Source organism: Flavobacterium acetivorans, assembly GCF_020911885.1.
Classification (GTDB): Bacteria; Bacteroidota; Bacteroidia; order Flavobacteriales; family Flavobacteriaceae; genus Flavobacterium; species Flavobacterium acetivorans.
The window spans coordinates 3,468,402-3,488,672 of record NZ_CP087132.1 but is presented as its reverse complement, the minus strand read 5'-3'; the positions used below and the strand labels follow the sequence as shown (position 1 = coordinate 3,488,672).

Below are 20,271 nucleotides of genomic sequence, written 5' to 3'. Positions count from 1 at the left end.
AGTGATTAATTATACCATTTATGAAAATAAAAACAGCCAGCAGTGGGTGACTTTTGTCCACGGGGCAGGTGGGAGTTCCTCTATTTGGTTCAAACAAATCAGGGATTTTCAGAAACAGTATAATGTTTTGTTGTTAGATTTACGCGGGCATGGCAATTCAAAACCTTCACTTAAAACAGCGCTTAAACAGAAATATACTTTTTCGGCTTTGGCCAATGATATTTTGGAAGTTTTGGACTTTCTCCAAATTCAGAAATCTCATTTTGTAGGGATATCTTTGGGAACCATTTTAATCAGACAATTGGCTGAAATGTATCCGGAAAGAGTGCAAAGTATGGTTTTAGGAGGTGCGATTTTAAAAATGAATTTCCGTTCGCAGGTATTAATGCGATTGGGCAATGCTTTTAAATATGTTTTGCCTTATCTCGTTTTGTATCGTTTTTTTGCTTTTGTAATCATGCCTAAAAAGAATCACAAACAATCCCGTTTGCTTTTTATCAATGAGGCCAAGAAATTATATCAAAAAGAGTTCATCAAATGGTTTAAACTCACGGCCGAAATTAATCCTGTCCTGAAATGGTTTCGTCAGGTGGAACTAAATATTCCTACGCTTTATGTTATGGGTGAAGAAGATTACATGTTTTTGCCTTCCGTTCGAAAAGTGGTAGCGGCTCATTATAAATCCTCAAAGCTATTTGTGATTGAAAACTGTGGACATGTGGTTAATGTAGAGCAACCAAATGTTTTTAATACTGCAGTGTTGTCTTTTATGAAAACTACAAAATAAAAATGCCGACATCCTAAAATGTCGGCAAATTTTTAACTAACCAAAACCAATATAATAAATAACCAGTTTATTACTCTGCAAAGATCGTATATAAGTCCTTGTTTGGCTGTTAATATTTTGTTATTAGTTTGTTGTTTATTAGTTAAGTTTTTTTTGAATTTTAGCATTCTCTCAATGATGACGGTATAAGCGGTGATTTAAGTTATAGAATCTAAACTTCAAAAAGCGATTTTAAAACTGAAAACAAAGCAGATTGCGAGCAATTATTAAACCTTGCTTTTAGTAAAACACCACCGTTTTATTCTCGAATACCATCACTTTCCTTTCCGAATGGAGTTTTATGGCTCTGGCCAAAACCGTGCGTTCTAAGTCGCGTCCTTTCATGATGAAATCTTCCACCGAATTGCTGTGAGAAACACGGCTGATGTCCTGCTCGATAATTGGGCCTTCATCCAGTTCCTCAGTCACATAATGACTGGTTGCGCCAATGATTTTTACCCCTCTTTTAAATGCCGAATGGTAGGGCTTGGCACCCGGAAAAGCGGGCAGAAACGAATGGTGGATATTGATGATTTTGTTTTTGTAAAGTGCAATTAATTTAGGTGTAATGATTTGCATGTAACGCGCCAAAACAATAAAGCTAATCTGATATTGTTGTAATAATTCGATTTGGCGTTTTTCCCCTTCCTCTTTATCGTCTTTTGTAAACGGGACATGATAAAATGGAATATTAAATTGATCTGCAATAGGTTTTAAATCGATGTGATTGCTGATAATCAGCGGAATTTCGATGTCTAATTCACCGGCGCTGTAACGCCCTAAAATATCAAAAAGGCAATGATTGTATTTGGATACAAACAAGGCCATTTTAGGTTTTACTTCCTTGTTGTAAAATTCCCATGACATATGGAAATCCTTGGCTATGGTATTTTCAAAATCATTTTTTATCGAAGCCAAAGGAATGGAAGCGTTGGTCAGTTCGCTTTCCAGTCGCATAAAAAACACATTTTGTTCCACATCAACATGCTGGTCAATGTAGGTAATGTTTCCTTCTACTTTTAAGATGAAATTAGTCACTGCGGCTATGATTCCTTTTTGGTCTTTGCAATGAATGAGCAGGGTAATTTGTTGCATTTTTGGTTAGTTTTTTGGCAATAAATAAGAATTAAATCTTCTTGTCCTGCATAGCAAATACTTTTTGTAACAAGGTTGAGGTTCTTGCGCTTAGGTTTGTTCTGATATTTTTTTCTTCAACAGCCACCATTTTAAAAACGCCATTCATCGCCTGATTGGTCACATAATCTGTCAAATCAGGATTTACCTTGTTAACTAATGGAATACTATTGTACTTAGTGATAATGTTGGCCCAAACTTTGTCGGCTCCTACCTTGGAAAAGGAATTTTTAATCACCGGATTGAATTTTCCGTACAGCGCAGTGGAAGTGCTATTTTGCAAATAATTTGTAGCTGAACTTTCATTCCCCATCAAAATTCCTCTGGCATCAGCAAATGACATGTTTCTTACGGCATCGACAAAAATAGGAGTAGCTTCTTTCACGGCATCTTCGGCAGCGCGGTTCAATACTTTTAAGCCTTCATCGGCCAAGGCGCTCATCCCAATTCTTCTCAAGCCTGTATCTACTTTTCGTAACTCTTCCGGCAATAGGATTTTTACAGCCTCATTTTTATAAAAACCATCCGTAGCGGTTAGTTTTGTTACCTGTTTCGAAATTCCGTTGTTCAAAGCTTCTTTTAATCCGCCAGATATGTCCACCAATCCCATGCCTTGGGTTTGTGGTAATTGATTCATTACTTGTTGCATTTCGGCACAGCCAAAAAGAGAAAATACTACTGTTAAAATTAAAAATCGTTTCATGTTTGTTTATTAAGAGGTTGCTTCACCTTAGTTTACTAAAAAGGTTCGAGTCAAAAATACTATTTAATTCAAAAACAAAGGCATAATTTTGGTTAGAAGCGCAAACTTTAGTTTGTATTTGGAAACAATAGTCCCGCTGTATGCTCTATCTTCGCTGATTGCCTCGTTCCTTGCAATGGCAGCGAAGGATGCCGCTCCCATCGGGGCTAATAAGAAAGATTAGTGCTTTTTTATTAACAAGTCTAAGGAACACTGAACAATCATTAAAAAAATTTGTAAATTGCAGCACTAAAATTATCATATTCTCAAAATGAATCCAGAAACACCATACATTCCTAAAAATAAAGTAAGAATTGTTACCGCAGCCTCTCTTTTTGACGGTCATGATGCGGCCATCAATATCATGAGAAGAATTATTCAATCTACAGGGGTAGAGGTAATTCATCTTGGCCATGATCGTAGTGTCGAAGAAGTGGTGAATACCGCTATTCAGGAAGATGCCAATGCGATTGCGATGACTTCCTATCAGGGAGGACATAACGAGTATTTTAAATACATGTATGACTTGCTAAAGGAAAAAGGGGCGGGACATATTAAGATTTTTGGTGGTGGTGGTGGTGTAATTTTGCCTTCTGAAATAGCTGAATTACAGGCTTATGGAATTTGTCGTATTTATGCGCCGGATGATGGTCGTTCTATGGGATTACAAGGAATGATTAATGATTTGGTAGAACGTTCTGATTTTCCTACCGGAGATAAATTAACAAATGAACTTGAAGAATTAGAATCTAAAAATCCAACGGCGATTGCAAGAATCATATCCGCAGCGGAGAATTTTCCAGAAGTGGCAAAGCCCGCTTTAGATGCTATTCATAAAATGAACGAAAATTGCAAAACTCCAGTTCTGGGTATTACAGGAACTGGTGGTGCAGGGAAGTCCTCTTTGGTTGATGAACTAGTGCGTCGTTTTTTAATCGATTTTCCGGAAAAAACAATTGGTTTGATTTCTGTAGACCCGTCCAAACGTAAAACAGGTGGGGCGCTATTGGGAGATAGAATCCGAATGAATGCCATCAATAATTCGAGAGTTTATATGCGTTCATTGGCTACGCGTCAATCGAATTTAGCATTGTCTAAATATGTTGCCGATGCGATTCAAGTAATTAAAGCGGCTAAATATGATATTATAATCCTTGAAACTTCAGGAATTGGTCAATCGGATACAGAGATTATGGATCATTCTGATGTTTCCTTATATGTAATGACACCAGAATTTGGTGCCGCAACCCAATTGGAAAAGATCGATATGCTTGATTTTGCCGATTTGGTTGCCTTGAATAAATTTGATAAACGAGGCGCATTGGACGCTATTCGTGATGTTAAAAAACAATACCAACGCAATCATAATCTATGGGATGTGAATCCGGATGAAATGCCGGTTTTTGGCACTATCGCTTCCCAGTTCAATGATCCGGGAATGAATACGCTCTACAAGGCGATCATGGATAAAGTGGTGGAGAAAACGAATTCTGATTTGAAATCAACTTTCCAAATCACGCGTGAAATGAGTGAGAAGATTTTTGTTATTCCGCCACATAGAACGCGTTATTTGTCTGAAATTGCCGAAAGCAACCGTAAATATGATGAAATTGCCTTAAGCCAAGAGCAAGTTGCCCAAAAATTATACGGAATTTTCAAAACTCTGGAAACGGTTTCGGGAAAAGTCACCGTTCTTACTAAAGCAGGAATTGATGATACATCTGTATTACCAAGCGCTATTGTTGAACATGACGAAAATAGGATTTTTCTAAATCTTTTATTAAATCAGTTTGATAAAGTCAAAATGGATTTAGATTCGTACAACTGGGAAATTATATTGACTTGGGACGAAAAAGTAAATAAATATAAAAATCCGGTTTATACTTTTAAAGTTCGTGATCGCGAAATAAAGATGGCCACGCATACGGAGTCACTTTCGCATTCTCAGATTCCAAAAATTGCTTTACCAAAGTATCAGGCTTGGGGAGATATTCTACGCTGGTGTTTGCAGGAAAATGTTCCTGGAGAATTTCCTTTCACTGCTGGTTTGTATCCTTTTAAACGCGAAGGCGAAGATCCATCTCGTATGTTTGCTGGAGAAGGCGGACCGGAAAGAACAAACAAACGTTTTCATTATGTGAGTGCGGGATTACCAGCAAAACGATTGTCAACAGCTTTTGATAGCGTGACCTTGTATGGAAATGATCCGCATCTTCGTCCGGATATTTACGGAAAAATAGGTAATGCCGGGGTTTCTATCTGTTGTTTGGATGATGCCAAAAAACTGTATTCCGGCTTTGACTTGGTCCACGCCATGACTTCGGTGAGTATGACCATCAATGGACCGGCACCTATGTTGTTGGGATTTTTTATGAATGCAGCTATTGATCAGCAATGTGAATTGTACATCAAAGCGAATGGTTTAGAGCAAGAAGTTGAAGCTAAAATAGCTAAAATATACAAAGATAAAGGGGTAGAAAGACCGCATTATCAGGGGGAATTACCCGAAGGGAATAATAGTTTAGGTTTGTTTCTTCTGGGCGTAACCGGAGATGAGGTTTTGCCTTTGGAAGTTTATAATGAAATCAAAGCAAGGACTTTGTCTCAAGTGCGTGGAACGGTTCAGGCGGATATTTTGAAAGAAGATCAGGCCCAAAATACCTGTATTTTCTCGACCGAATTTGCTTTGCGATTGATGGGTGACGTGCAAGAATATTTTATTACTAAGAATGTAAGGAACTTTTATTCGGTTTCAATTTCAGGTTATCATATTGCCGAAGCAGGTGCCAATCCAATTACACAATTGGCTTTCACGCTTTCAAACGGTTTCACTTATGTGGAATATTATTTGAGCCGAGGAATGAATATCAATGATTTTGGTCCAAATTTATCATTCTTTTTCTCAAATGGTGTCGATCCGGAATATGCAGTAATCGGTCGTGTGGCGCGTAGAATTTGGGCGAAAGCCATGAAAAACAAATACGGAGCTAACGAAAGAGCCCAAATGTTGAAATACCATATTCAAACATCAGGTCGTTCTTTGCACGCGCAGGAAATTGATTTCAATGATATTCGTACGACTTTGCAAGCTTTGTATGCCATTTATGATAACTGTAATTCCTTGCATACCAATGCTTATGACGAAGCAATTACTACACCAACCGAAGAATCAGTACGTCGTGCCATGGCGATTCAGTTGATTATTAATAAAGAATTGGGTCTGGCTAAAAACGAAAACCCAATCCAAGGCGCTTTTATCATCGAAGAATTGACTGATTTGGTTGAAGCGGCAGTCTTACAGGAATTTGACCGAATTACAGAGCGTGGTGGTGTGCTTGGCGCGATGGAAACCATGTACCAGCGTTCTAAAATTCAGGAAGAAAGTTTGTATTATGAAACTCTGAAACATACGGGTGAGTTTCCAATTATTGGAGTGAATACCTTTTTGAGTTCCAAAGGTTCCCCAACAGTTATTCCTGCCGAAGTAATCAGGGCTACCGAAGAAGAAAAGCAATACCAAATCACAATGTTGGATCATTTGCACCAAGCGAACCACGATAAAGTAGATCAAGAATTGAAAGCTATTCAAGAGGCAGCCATTAAAAATGAAAACCTATTCGAATATTTAATGGAAGCAACCAAAGTTTGTTCGTTAGGGCAAATCACAGCGGCCTTGTTTGAAGTAGGCGGGCAATATAGAAGAAATATGTAGATAAAAAGCGTGTGACTTGCTAATCCCATTTTAAAAAAAGCATCACAGCTTTACAGCAATATTCAATCAGAATTTTAAAGACCTTTCAGTGATGAAAGGTCTTTTTTATTTTAGCGATATGGTTTTGAAAGCCAAAAGTTGGATCTGTTATTTCTCGATTTTTAAATTTTGGATTGCAGTTGGTAATTAGTACTAAGTTAATTATTGGGCGTGGCATCATTCTTACAATGTATTGATAATGAGTATTTTAACAAAATAACAACAAAGTATAAGTTATTGATAATCAAGCAATTGATGTTAATTTTGATTACAAGCTTAATTGGCATATTTCTTTTTCAAAAGTTTTAATTTATTTTTAGTAGAGAATTCGTTTCGACGTTTGTGAAATGTATTGAATTTCAATTCTATAGAATTGCTTTACGGCCGCTAGATTTTCATTAAAATAAGCTTTAGCGAAGTAAAAGTGAATCTTTTATTCTAATTAAAGCAAATGTTTACTACCTATGAAAAGTGTAATTATTTCCAATTTTCATCCTATTCAGGTTGGTACCTTAATCGACCAGGCAAAGCTCAATCAGTACACCAAGTTTTTATATTATCATTTTCAAAACCTACCTAAGATAGATGCTTCAGGGAATGAGGTTAATGAGGAGGAGTCGGTTAGTTTTAAGTTTATTTCGGATCAGGTGGACAAGTATTCCGTTTCTCCGGAAAGCATTAATTGCAGGCAAAGTATTATTTTTGAAGAAGTTGAAGATTTTATTGAAAATATAATGGAAATCACTTCTCCTTCGGAATATCATTTCCCAAGTGGTTTTGAAGTCAAGTCAGGCAATTATTTTGGACCAAAGATTGAAGTTCGAATGGAGTGGTTTAAAAGAAAAATGGGTTTTGTTTTCGACGAATTTTATTCTAAAACAAGCAGTAAACCTGAAAACTTAATACATGTCACTTGTTCCGGTTATTCTTCGCCCAGTGTTGCTCAGGAAGCGGTAATAGAGAGAAAGTGGGAAACGGTTCAGGTTACGCACTCCTACCACATGGGGTGTTATGGTGCTTTTCCGGCCATACGTACCGCTAGTAGCTTGATTTGTGCCAGTAAAAGTAACGGCAGGGCCGATGTGGTGCATACGGAATTATTGTCGGCGCATTTGAATTTAACAGAATTTTCCTCTGCCAATACGATGATTTGTTCACTATTTGCGGATGGTTTTATAGGCTATTCTTTATATGAGGAGCAGTCATTCCTGAATGATGCTAGTATTCCAGAGAAAAAAGGATTGCGAATTTTGGCCTCTCACGAGGTAATTATCCCAGATTCTTTGGAAGATATGTCTTGGGATTTAGGAGAGTATAATTTTTTGATGACACTTTCTAAACGGGTGCCTGTTTTTATTCGTAAAAACATCAAATCTTTTCTAACAGCCCTTTGTAAAAAAGCTAATGTTGATCTTGAAGAACAGAAGGCCAATATGCATTTTGCCATCCATCCCGGTGGGCCTAAAATTATTGACTATGTTGTTGGAGAAATTGGTTTGTCAAGAGAACAGGCGCATTGGTCTTATGAAGTGTTACGTGGACATGGAAACATGTCTTCGGCCACCATCCCGCATATTTTTAACGAAATTATAAATGACCCTAATATTCATTCGGGAACTAAAATTGTGGCTATGGCATTTGGACCGGGTCTTACCGCTACCGGATTGCTGCTTGAAAAAATCTGATTTTTTAAGTAAAATATAGCTTGTTAAAGCGACTAAATTGCAATAGAGATTGTTTTTTAAGTAGTTAACATTTCATAAACAAGAATTAGAACAAAGAAGAATAAAACGGAGATTAGAGTCTAAAAAAAGAACATCATATTGTTTTTTTTGATCGTTACTCTATTAAATCAGCAAAAGACCTTTTCAGCAATGAAAGGTCTTTTTTTTTTCATTTGATACAGTTGGACCACTTTTTTGGAAAAGAACAGTAAACAGGTGTTAAAACCGTTGATTTTTACTTTTAAAACTAATAAAAGAGGTTCATTTAGTAAATTTAAAATTATGTATCGCTTTGGATGTTTTTTAATTTTAAGAACATTTTTTTTTGTTAAAAAATGAGAATCTATCAAATTAATTTTTAGAAATTTAACATTATTTTAATATTGACATTTTCTCGGTACGATTAATACTAATAATCTAATTATCAGTAAGTTAACCTTATATTTATTGTTAATATTTCATTGGTGTAATGCTTTTCTTAGCGTACCTTGTTCTTTGTCGTAAAAAAAAGAATTTAGTCTTGTTTAGCCTAATTCCTTTCTCTTTTTTTTGCTAAACCCTTAAATTTGAGTGTATAGAAATACAGTTCAATTGGCCTTATGGATTAACTAATAATTCAGAAAAAAGGGTAGCCTATTTTAGCTGCCATTAAAAAAGAGCTTTTGAGACAATGATTCTATGTGAATTTATTTTTTAAGTTTCTTCCCCAAGTTTTGAAACTTATTTTTTAACCTTCTCTGCTTTATTTAAAAAATGTTAATCGTTTTACTATTTATAATTTTTTGACAGAAGGATTTTAATTTCTTTACTATTGAAATAGTCCTTTGATTGATAGTGTACTTCAAGAGTTTTTTGAAGTTTTCTTTTCTGTAGCGGCTTTTCTTCCCCAAGTTTGAAAATGCTTATTTTAACCTTTTGCTCACTCCTAACCTTAAAAGTCATTTGTCAATAATGACTCTTTGATTGATAAAGGATTTCAGGGCTAATGCAATCAATAGTCCGTCCTTTGGATGATGGTATACTTCATAAGGTGTTTTATGAAGGAAATTCTTTTAAGAGCGTTCACCTCAATTCTCTCAATCGCCTACTCAATAATAACTTATGGCATAAAAATACTATTACTATGAAAAATATTATTTTTTACACGATTAAAAGTGTACTGAAATACTGGTACGCTTTTTCCTGCTGTCTCAAAGCAGGTTTTTCGAGCTTTTTTTGGACGAATGCGTTCTCTAAAAAGCTCTTTTTTTATGGTTCATTGCTGCTTTTAGTATTTGGTTTTACGACTACTACTTATGGACAGCTTGTTGGGGGTGCCGCTGTCAAGGCCAATTTTGGTATTGAGGCCGATGCCTATGCCAATCTGCTGCAGTTTGGTAATCTTGGTGGTGGTCAGAATACCGATGACTGGTTCAATCATACCTATGTAGGTACAGGTAAGGGTGTGATAGATGAAACTAATGCTGCTGGTTTGAGAACTTCGGTTCTAGCCAATAATAATTTTTCCTTTACCAAAGGGCAATCTGTAACCACTGCAGCTCCGGGATTTCCCTATCCTATAGTTGATGGTTATTTATGGATTGATTCGGTATATGGCAGGGATACTAACTCTGCTCAGGGGAATAGTGATAGCAGTATTTTTACCAGTACCGCTGATAAAAATTCAGATAATCCGATTACCTGGAGTCTAGGAAGTGGAAGTGTTCCCCAAAAAGATGATATTATTGATGTTATGGCGCATTTAAGAGGGACAAATCCGCATGATCCTGCCGATAATCCGGGTTTCCCTATTGATGACAGACCTTTTGATGTGCTGTGGGCCTATGCTGCGGCTACACTCAGATCTACTGATGGAAGTAAACATATAGATTTCGAATTCTTCAGAACTTTGGTTACTTATACTCAAGGCGATACTGCTTTTGGAAATACTGGTAGTGATGGAGGTCGTACTGCCTTTACTTTTAATGCTGACGGTAGTGTCAATGTTCCAGGAACTATTATCGTTTCCATTGACTATGAAGGAGGAGGATCTAAACCCGATGTTAGAATCAGGGTATGGATGGAGGAATCTGTTTTTAATGGCTTAAATTCATTGCCTGGCCGACCTTTTACGGTGGTACCTGGTACTTTTGTAAAAGGAGAGCAAAGCGGAAATTTTGGTTATGGACGTATTGTTTCCAATGACCCTGCTGATGTAGAGAATATTTTTGGAAGAGTTAATACAGAAGACACAACTTTAGGCCCACCATGGGGAACTATTGAGGGATCTACAGCGACTTTTTTCGATCATTATCAAATTCTTCAACATGTAGAAATCGGGATTAATCTGACTGCTTTTGGATTGGACAGAAAAGGACCAGGCTCTGGGCCTTGTGCCAATGTATTAGGTAGTTTATTGGTTAAAACCCGTAGTTCTGCCGGTGGACAGTCTGATTCTTTTACCAGTGAGCAAAAAGATTTTGCTGGGCCGTTCCCATTTGGAAACACGGTTCAACCAGAGGTAAGTATTAATGTTGATCGTGCTATTACTTGTATTAATCCAGATGCAACGATTACTGCTACGGGAGTTAAACCTCTAGGTGCTACTGTTGCTTTTTATGGACCGGATCCAACTCCTGGAAATAAAGATGACGGTATAGGGCCATTGATTCCGGCCGAAGATTCGGAACCTGATCTAAATCGTTTAGTTACTGCAGGTGGTGTATATGCTGCGGTTGTTTCGGTACCTGGATTTGCAGGCTGTACTGCTACAAGTTATGTAACCGTTTTAGAAGATAAAGTGCCACCAACAGCCAGTGATTCTCATGTCAATGTTAAGTGTAATGGTGGATCAGACGGTTCAGTAACAGTAACTTTTAGTGGAGGTACGGCACCTTATGAAGTTAATTTTAACGGTGGTGGCTTTGTAACTCAAACTTCGCCAAAAACATATACTGGTCTTACAGCTGGAACTTATCCTTGGATTGTAAGAGGTGCTAATGGTTGTATCATTGAAGGTTCTGAAACCATTACTGAGCCAACTGCTCTCGCAGCCAGTGATGCTCATACTAATGTAGCTTGCAACGGAGGATCTGATGGTTCCGTTACGGTTACTTTCAGTGGAGGAACCAGTCCTTATATGGTCAACTTCAACGGTGGTGGTTTTGCAACTCAAACTTCGCCTAAAGTTTATTCAGGACTTATTGCAGGTACTTACACATGGGTAGTGAAAGATGCCAATGGATGCGAGCAATCCGGTTCAGAAACCGTAGGACAGCCAACGGCACTTACAGCTACTGATGCCCATACTGATGTAAATTGTAATGGAGGTAGTGATGGTACGGTTACTATTACTTTTGCTAATGGTAGCACTCCATATACCGTAAGCTTCAATGGAGGTGCTTTTACAGCACAGACTTCACCAAAAGTATATTCAGGACTTGCAGCGGGTACATACCCTTGGACGGTGAGAGATGATCATGGTTGTGAATTGTCAGGCTCAGAAACCGTGGGACAACCAACCGCTCTTGCAGCCAGTGATGCTCATACTAATGCATCTTGTAATGGAGTAGCCGATGGTTCCGTTACTGTTACTTTCAGTGGTGGTACAGCTCCTTATATGGTGAACTTCAATGGAGGCGGATTTGTGACGCAAACTTCCCCTAAACTTTATTCAGGATTGGTAGCGGGTACTTATTCATGGATCGTAAAAGATGCCAATGGATGTGAACAATCCGGTTCAGAAACAGTGGGTCAACCAACTGATCTTGCAGCCAGTGATGCTCATGTTGATGTAAGTTGTAATGGAGGAACTGATGGTTCCGTAACAGTTACTTTTAGTGGTGGTACGGCTCCTTATATGGTGAACTTTAACGGCGGTGGATTTGCAACTCAAACTTCGCCTAAAGTTTATTCAGGACTTATTGCAGGTACTTACACATGGGTAGTGAAAGATGCCAATGGATGCGAGCAATCCGGTTCAGAAACCGTAGGACAGCCAACGGCTCTTGTCGCCAGTGATGCTCATATTGATGTGAGTTGTAATGGTGGCGCCGATGGTTCAGTAACAGTCACTTTTAGTGGCGGTACAGCTCCTTATATGGTCAACTTTAATGGTGGTGGTTTTGTAACACAAACATCCCCTAAACTTTATTCAGGACTGGCAGCCGGTACTTATTCATGGACAGTAAAAGACGCTCATGGATGTGAACAAACCGGTTCAGAAACAGTTGGGCAACCAACCGCTCTTACAGCCAGTGATGCTCATACTAATGCATCTTGTAATGGAGTAGCCGATGGTTCCGTTACTGTTACTTTCAGTGGTGGTACAGCTCCTTATATGGTGAACTTCAATGGAGGCGGATTTGTGACGCAAACTTCCCCTAAACTTTATTCAGGATTGGTAGCGGGTACTTATTCATGGATTGTAAAAGATGCCAATGGATGTGAACAATCCGGTTCAGAAACAGTGGGTCAACCAACTGATCTTGCAGCCAGTGATGCTCATGTTGATGTAAGTTGTAATGGAGGAACAGATGGTTCCGTAACAGTTACTTTTAGTGGTGGTACGGCTCCTTATATGGTGAACTTCAATGGCGGTGGATTTGTAACACAAAGCTCTCCCAAACTTTATTCAGGACTGGCGGCAGGTACTTATTCATGGACAGTAAAAGATGCTCATGGATGTGAACAAGCCGGTTCAGAAACTGTTGGACAGCCAGCTGCTCTAATAGCCAGTGATGCTCATGCCGATGTGAATTGTAATGGAGGATCTGATGGTTCAGTCACTATTACTTTTAGCGGTGGTACAGCTCCTTATATGGTGAATTTTAATGGTGGTGGATTTGTAACACAAAGCTCTCCTAAACTTTATTCAGGGCTGGCAGCAGGTACTTATTCATGGACAGTAAAAGATGCTCATGGATGTGAACAATCCGGATCAGAAACAGTAGGACAACCAACTGCCCTTACGGCTACTGATGCCCATACTGACGTGAGTTGTAATGGTGGAACTGATGGTAGTGTAACAATTACCTTTGGCAATGGTACTACTCCTTATACAGTGAGCTTTAATGGAGGTGCTTTTACTGCACAAACTTCACCAAAAGTTTATTCAGATCTAGCAGCGGGTACTTACCCATGGACTGTAAGAGATGATCACGGATGTGAATTGTCAGGCTCAGAAACAGTAGGACAACCAACTGCCCTTATGGCTAGTGATGCTCATGTTGATGTAAGTTGTAATGGAGGAACTGATGGTTCAGTAACAGTCACTTTTAGTGGCGGTACCGCACCTTATATGGTGAACTTCAATGGTGGCGGATTTGTAACGCAAACATCTCCTAAACTTTATTCAGGATTGGCAGCAGGTAGTTATTCATGGATCGTAAAAGACGCTCATGGATGTGAACAATCCGGATCAGAAACAGTAGGACAGCCTACCGCTCTTACCGCTAGTGATGCTCATGTTGATGTAAGTTGTAATGGAGGAACTGATGGTTCAGTTACTGTTACTTTCAGTGGCGGTACGGCTCCTTATATGGTGAACTTCAATGGTGGCGGATTTGTAACGCAAACATCTCCTAAACTTTATTCAGGATTGGCAGCAGGTAGTTATTCATGGATCGTTAAAGACGCTCATGGATGTGAGCAATCCGGATCAGAAACAGTAGGACAACCTACCGCTCTTATAGCCAGTGATGCTCATACAGAAGTGACTTGTCTTGGAGATTCTGACGGTTCCGTTACTCTTACTTTCAGCGGCGGTACAGCTCCTTATATGGTGAACTTTAATGGCGGTGGCTTTGTAACAGAAAGTTCACCAAAAGTTTATTCAGGACTGGCAGCGGGTAGTTATTCATGGATCGTAAAAGATGCCCATGGATGTGAACAATCCGGTTCAGAAGTAATAGCTGAAGGTCCATCATGTGCTGCGGGTATATGTACTTATACACAAGGAGCTTATGGTAATTCTGGAGGTAAATACTGTGACGGAACAGTAGGAGGAATTTCTACTGCGAATTTAATTACTCAGGCATTGACTAATGCGGGAGGCTCTATTATCATAGGTAAAAACAGTCAAACTGTTACTATGTCTTTACCAGATGCTGTTAGTTGTATTATTAGCGTATTGCCAGGCGGAGGTAAAGCCAGAGAACTTGATGGAGGTAATGTAAGTATTTGTTCATTGCCGGCTTCTTATTTGAAAAATGGCCGAATCAACAACGTACTTCTTTCTCAAACCATTGCTATGGCATTGAATGTAAATATAACCAGTCCGTCTGATTTAGGCAGTTTTGTATTGCAAGCAGGTACTTTGGCAACAGCCAAACCTGATGGCGGATGTGGATCTGATATTCCGAAAGCAAGAGTTTGTGGTCATTATGAAGGCGATATTTGGGTGCCAACTGTAAATGAGTATACTCGTAGAACATTCAGTGCTGCTGTTATTAATGCTATTAATGGTGATAAAACAGTTGCCGGATTGTTAGACTTAGCAAATCGTGCCTTAGCTAATGCTGACGGCATTAAAAACTCTGAGGGCGGTGCATCATTATCTGATATTGCTGGTGCTGTTGGCGCTATTAATGAAGTATTTGACGAATGTGCTATATTCATCGGTTGGGATGTTCCCGAATGTCCTAAAGGAGAACAATCATCGCTTTCTAGTACAGAACTTGCTGGTTTTACCGCTAGTCCAGTTCCGTTCAAAGATCAACTGACCATTAGATATGATTTTGATTATCAGTCTGACGTGAAAATTGAAGTGTTTAATACACAAGGGAATCTAGTGTATTCTAAAAATGACACTAATAGTTACTTAAATAAAAATGTCATGCTTGATCTCAATGTGAATAGAGGACAAGAGCAAGTTTTTATTGTAAAATTGACTACTGATAGAGGTAGCAGTTCTAAAAAAGTAATGTCTTCAGAATAGTAGTATTAATTTCTAATCCTATAAAATATAGAGTAAGGATTAGGTAGTAAGATTAAACCCCGAAAGCTATACTTTCGGGGTTTATTTATAGTTTTTTATACTTTCTTAAAGTTGTTTAAAGAACAGTATCCACCCCAGCAACTACATCAATCCAATAAATTCTGATTGAAGTATTGAGGAAGAAGATTGTGAAGTTCTGAAGATTTGGTGTCGTTGATATTTTCAAGGACATGATGTAGCCATTTGGATGGATTGATATTATTTTTCTTGCAGCTGGCAAAAAACGAATAATACATGGCAATATCCTTTGCAGCTTGGTGTGAACCTGCAAAAAGATAATTTTTTCTTCCCAAGGCCAAGGGTCGAATGGTATTTTCAACCTGATTGTTGTCAATATGCAGATTTCCGTCTTTTAGATAAGCCATCAAACTGTCCCAACGTTTCAAGCAATAATTGTAGGCCTTGCCCAGCGGACTTTTGGGTAATTCTAATTTTGACTGCACTGCAATGTAGTTCCCTATTTCGTTAAGTAAGGGATGTGATTCTTTTAATCTTAAAGCATATTTTTCCTGGATTGAAAAGTTTTCAGAAGTGGCTTTTCGTTCAATTTCATATAGCTTTTGGATAAGCAACATCACGTGCGAAGCATTTGCTTTGTTATAATCCAATGCTTTTTCAAAATAACGGCGCGCATGTGCCCAACAAGCTATCTGTGTGACGTTTTCTTTGAGTGCAAATTGCGGATATACTCCATAACCATCGGTTTGAAGATAACCTACAAAATCGTTTAACATTTCCAAAGGGCCTTCGCTGCCGCGTCCTTTTCGATAATCAAAATACACACTTTTGGGTATAGGCGCGTGATACACCCACATAAATCCAGTATGTGTTGCGCCTTTTTTATCTGTGTCCTGTACTTTTATTGGGGATTCATCCGCCTGAAGATAACCGTTTTTCAGCGTATGCTGTCGGTGACATTCGTACAAGGGTCGAAGTAATTGGGATACTAATCTTACCCATGAATCGACCGTAGAAGAAGGTATATCGACTCCTTCTCTTGAAAATCGCTGTATCTGTCGGTAAAGCGGAAGGTGATCCACAAACTTATCGGTGATGATTTGAGTCAAAAGATGGGTTCCAGCAATACATTTTGGAATCGGACGAAAATCGAGAGAGGCAATTTTGACTTGCTGGTTTCCTTTTTCATCCACCGGGGCAACATATTTATTTCGGATGTAACGGTTGATGAACAATTTTGCGGGAGTATATTCCAATTCATCAGTAATTTCCTGACCAATGCATTTCAATCCTTCTACATTTTCAGTCGGTTCCAAAATGATTTCGTTTACCGCAAGGTGCGATGGTAAAGCCATACGGCCTTGATGCTTTTTGCTTGCTTTTTCGCGTTCGTAAGTGATTTGCTCTTTTACCGATTCAACGGCTTGTGCTACTTCTTGCTCATCGATTTCAAAAGGAATGGCTAATTGCTCCGGATTTTCACTGGCGATGAAACGTTCTTTCTTAGAACCGTACATTGCTCTTTTGAACTGTTCAATCTGGAATTTTAGATAACTAACCTCTTGTTCAAGTTTCGTGGCTACAATCTCTAATTTTTCGGTTTTGGATTCTAATTTATTAGATTTGGATTCTAATTTGGAATTCGCTTTTATTTGACTTTTGAGTAATTTCAAAAGTTCGTCTTTAGAGTAATTATCAAACAAATCTGGTGCGTTTTCCATGCTTCAAAAATAAGAAAACAACAGTAAAAATGCAAAATTTCAAAGGTATTTACGATTATTTTTCGGCTGTTTTGTATCTCTTTTTTTGCTTGAAATCTCTCAATTTAAGACCACCCAAAACCAGTAGCAATTCCTCTCTTTTTAATTCCCTTGAAACCGAATCGCTTGTCAAAAAATCAAACCTTCCTTGTTCTAGTCGTTTGTAGAAAATCGCAAATCCGTCGCCGTCCCAATACAGCAGTTTGATATGGGTTTTGGATTTGTTCAAAAAAACAAAAACATCGCCCGTTTGAGGGTTTTGGTTCAGATAATTCCGAACCAAGCCCGAAAGTCCGTCAAAACCCTTTCGCATATCCACCAAAGTACAGCACATGTGATAGCGAACACCTGCACTCAAGCCCAGCATCAGTAAATCGTAATGGTGATTCCTCCAGGAAGATCGATTCGCATGGTTTTCTGATCTATCTCTTTTGAGGCTGACTGTTTTTTATCTTTTCTCGGGCTATCCGAAACCGAGAAAAAGGAAACTTCCGGTTTGGACTGTCCGAAATCCATCTCCTTATTGTACTTTTTTAGCCAATAATTGAATTGATGATAACTCAGCGATTTTAAAGCTGAAAATTCTGCTTTGGTTAAGTCGGATTGTTTCCATTCTTCAACCAAAAAATACATCTGTTCTTGTTGATTCATATCCCATAATATTGAATCAGCAAATTTAAATTAGCGGGTTTAGGTATCAAATATGGCATTGGTGGGAAGGATACAAAGAACAAGCTCGCGGTAATTAAAAAGAAACGGTTATTGTTTTCACAATAGAATTTCTTTTTGATGATGGACTACATCATAAACCTATTTTTTGATGATGTTTTGTTTTGTACAAGTTTTTCTTTCCCAAATTTTTAAGTTTCCTACATCATATATCGAATGACATAAAATTACTATTATCATGAAAAAAATTACAATTTCGAATTTTTTCGATACGTTATCTCGTAAAATGATTAGTTCTTTTTTTACTAAAGACAGTGTTTCTAGGTTAGGTTTTTTTATTCCTAGTTGTTCTTATTTAAACTTTGGATTTCAAAATGTAAAATTTTTAATTTGTTTCTTGAGTTTTTCCTCACAAATTTATGCGCAATTTGCTAATGTAAACCCACCATTTGGGGGCTTCGCTATTGATGGAGGTTTAAGAGCCAATACCCCAACCAGTCCTAGCCCCTTTGCTGCCAATCAGGGCGATTGGTATCCCGGGACAGGAGGTACAGGTTTGTCTGTTTTTGATGCTTCTGGTAATCCCTTATCACCAGGTACAGCCCAAACAAGCGGGCGTGTGGATACAGAAGAACCTTTTGGTTCTAATGACGACATTTTTACAAATGGAAGTAAATTCAATGACTATGTGTCGGCTTTAAGATGGTTTGATAATTCGGCTCCGGATAAAAATGATATTGATAATGCGTTGTATCATGTGTCACGTGATTCCGGTAATAACCAATGGATTTTTATTTCCGGTGACCGTAAGTCTACTAATGGAACCAGTTATATTGATTTTGAATTATTACAAGGTGAAGTTCTCCAGAATAGTGACGGAACTTTTACCGGAAACCCATTGACAAGTAAGCCCAATGGCGGCGGGAGAACCAAAGATGATATAATCATTTCCATGGAATATACCAATGGAGGAACAAAGCCTAATGTGTATATTTATCAATGGATGTTGAGTGGAACCAAGTGGTCTTATGAATTGGTAACTTTAGTTGATTTAGGAGCCAATGCATTTGCCGAAACTAACAGAGCGGGTACGGAATTGAATGTGCCTTATTCTGCATTTGGCTCTAATAACTACCAGCAATATGCATTTGTTGAAGCAGCTGTCAATGTGACCTATCTTCTCAATCAGGTACTTGGAGGAGCCAGTTGCAGTGGTCTTACAATAAAAACATTATGGGTTAAAACCAAGGCTTCTGCTGCTCCAACTGCTGCTCTCAAAGATTTTATAACCCCTATTTCAGTGGATTTTAATTTTGGTAGTACGGAAATCACTGAGATTGGCCCATTTTGCGCAGATGATACTACAGCTTATCTTCTATCGGCGGATCCTAGTGGCGGTACTTTTAGCGGTTCGGGTGTTAGCGGTAGCGGCCCTTATTATTTCACACCTTCTGCTGCCGGCGGTGCGAGCTCCCCCCATACGATTAATTATATTAGTGCCGATGGTAGTTGTACAGGATCAATTGAGATTGTAGTGAATGCATTACCTACTATTAGCGGTACTCTCAATGTGTGTGTAGGTTTTACTACACAGTTAACAGGATCTGGTACCCCAGCTCTTTCAAATGCATGGATGTCTGCAACGCCAAGCGTGGCTACTGTTAGTACTACAGGTTTGGTATCAGGAGTGTCAGCAGGTACTTCTATTATAACGTATACTGATATTAATGGATGTCAAAAAACTGCTACGGTTACGGTAAATGCATTGCCTACTATTAGTGGTACTCTTAGTGTATGTGTAGGTCTTACAACACAGTTGACAGGATCTGGCACCCCAGCTCTATCAAATGCCTGGATGTCTGCAACGCCAAGCGTGGCTACTGTTAGTGCTGTAGGTTTGGTAACAGGAGTGTCAGCAGGTACTTCTATTATAACGTATACTGATATTAATGGATGTCAAAAAACAGCTACGGTTACCGTAATAGCCAACCCTTCTCCGCCAAGTGTTTCATACACAGCTCCCACTTGTGATCAAACCACTTTTAGTATTACTTTGTCTGGTGTAATCAACGGAGCGACCTATACTATACTGGATAAAGAAGGGAATGCTATTAGTGGTATCGTAGGACTTACTACAGCAACAACTTATACCGGGACAGCAGTTTCCCCTGTTGTATTTAGCAATATTCCGGCGGGATCAGGTTATCAAGTTTCTGTTTCAGTCAATGGATGCGGTTCTGGTTTAAGCAGTTGTGGAGTGGTATCAGCTCTTAAAATCACAGAAACTGCCGTGTCAAAAGAAGCATCGACAAACAGAGAGGCTCCAAAATCTGGTTTTGAGGCTTATCCGGTTCCTTTTAAAGATCAGCTTACAATCAAGTACAATTTTGATTACGTTTCTAATGTCATAATTGAAGTATTCAATGCACAAGGTATCCGGATTCTTTCCAAAACAGATACCAATAGTTATTTGAACAAAGAAATTACGTTGGATCTTCATGCAAATAAAGCAAAAGAACAGATGTATATTGTGAAATTGACTACTGATAGAGAGAGTAGTACCAAAAAAGTACTGTCTTCGCAATAAATTGATTTTTTAATTTTAAATTGAAAAACAGTCGCCTACAACGGCTGTTTTTTTTTATTGTTTGTTAGTTTTTAAACGTATTAAAAAGTTACATTTTTTTATTTAAAATAAACTTTGGCACAGTTCATGAATATATTGTTTTAA

Annotated in this window: 10 protein-coding genes; 5 read left to right on the top strand and 5 right to left on the bottom strand. The window is 38.4% G+C overall.

What is annotated here, in order from left to right:
* Position 1 precedes the first annotated feature (1 nt).
* A complete protein-coding gene (locus tag LNP19_RS15060) occupies positions 2–787 on the top strand; it encodes an alpha/beta fold hydrolase (RefSeq protein WP_230062713.1) in 786 nt (261 codons plus the stop codon).
* A 279-nt stretch (positions 788–1,066) separates the two neighbouring features.
* Here LNP19_RS15060 and purU read toward each other — a convergent pair whose 3' ends face one another.
* Both purU and LNP19_RS15050 read right to left on the bottom strand, forming a co-directional pair.
* Positions 1,067–1,921, bottom strand: coding sequence for a formyltetrahydrofolate deformylase (purU, locus tag LNP19_RS15055; RefSeq protein WP_230062712.1), 855 nt, complete (start codon positions 1,919–1,921; stop codon positions 1,067–1,069).
* Positions 1,922–1,952: 31 nt separating this feature from the next.
* The gene (locus LNP19_RS15050; RefSeq protein WP_230062711.1) at positions 1,953–2,663 is read right to left on the bottom strand and encodes a DUF4197 domain-containing protein; all 711 of its coding nucleotides are present in this window, start codon (positions 2,661–2,663) and stop codon (positions 1,953–1,955) included.
* 310 nt (positions 2,664–2,973) lie between these two features.
* On the opposite strand from LNP19_RS15050, the gene LNP19_RS15045 reads away from it, so the two are divergent.
* The 3 genes from LNP19_RS15045 to LNP19_RS15035 all read left to right on the top strand — a co-directional run bounded on the left by LNP19_RS15045 (position 2,974) and on the right by LNP19_RS15035 (position 15,093).
* Positions 2,974–6,414, top strand: a complete 3,441-nt coding sequence (locus LNP19_RS15045) for a methylmalonyl-CoA mutase family protein (protein WP_230062710.1) — start codon at positions 2,974–2,976, stop codon at positions 6,412–6,414.
* Positions 6,415–6,917: 503 nt separating this feature from the next.
* Positions 6,918–8,138 (top strand): 3-oxoacyl-[acyl-carrier-protein] synthase III C-terminal domain-containing protein, encoded by a 1,221-nt coding sequence (locus LNP19_RS15040; protein WP_230062709.1) that lies wholly within the window; start codon positions 6,918–6,920, stop codon positions 8,136–8,138.
* 1,162 nt (positions 8,139–9,300) lie between these two features.
* A complete protein-coding gene (locus LNP19_RS15035) occupies positions 9,301–15,093 on the top strand; it encodes a T9SS type A sorting domain-containing protein (protein WP_230062708.1) in 5,793 nt (1,930 codons plus the stop codon).
* Between the two features lie 146 nt (positions 15,094–15,239).
* Here the strand turns inward: LNP19_RS15035 and tnpC are convergent, their stop codons facing one another.
* From tnpC to tnpA, 3 genes are read right to left on the bottom strand one after another with little or no spacing between them, the layout of a single operon-like run.
* Positions 15,240–16,832, bottom strand: coding sequence for an IS66 family transposase (tnpC, locus tag LNP19_RS15030; RefSeq protein ID WP_230061927.1), 1,593 nt, complete (start codon positions 16,830–16,832; stop codon positions 15,240–15,242).
* Positions 16,833–16,887: 55 nt separating this feature from the next.
* Positions 16,888–17,238 (bottom strand): IS66 family insertion sequence element accessory protein TnpB, encoded by a 351-nt coding sequence (tnpB, locus tag LNP19_RS15025; protein ID WP_230061926.1) that lies wholly within the window; start codon positions 17,236–17,238, stop codon positions 16,888–16,890.
* Positions 17,238–17,522, bottom strand: coding sequence for an IS66 family insertion sequence element accessory protein TnpA (gene tnpA, locus LNP19_RS15020; protein ID WP_230061925.1), 285 nt, complete (start codon positions 17,520–17,522; stop codon positions 17,238–17,240). Before tnpA ends, tnpB begins: the two co-directional genes overlap by 1 nt.
* A gap of 256 nt (positions 17,523–17,778) precedes the next feature.
* Here tnpA and LNP19_RS15015 point away from each other — a divergent pair, with 256 nt between their 5' ends.
* On the top strand, positions 17,779–20,127 hold the full coding sequence (locus LNP19_RS15015) for an Ig-like domain-containing protein (RefSeq protein WP_230062707.1): 2,349 nt from the start codon (positions 17,779–17,781) through the stop codon (positions 20,125–20,127).
* Positions 20,128–20,271 lie beyond the last annotated feature (144 nt).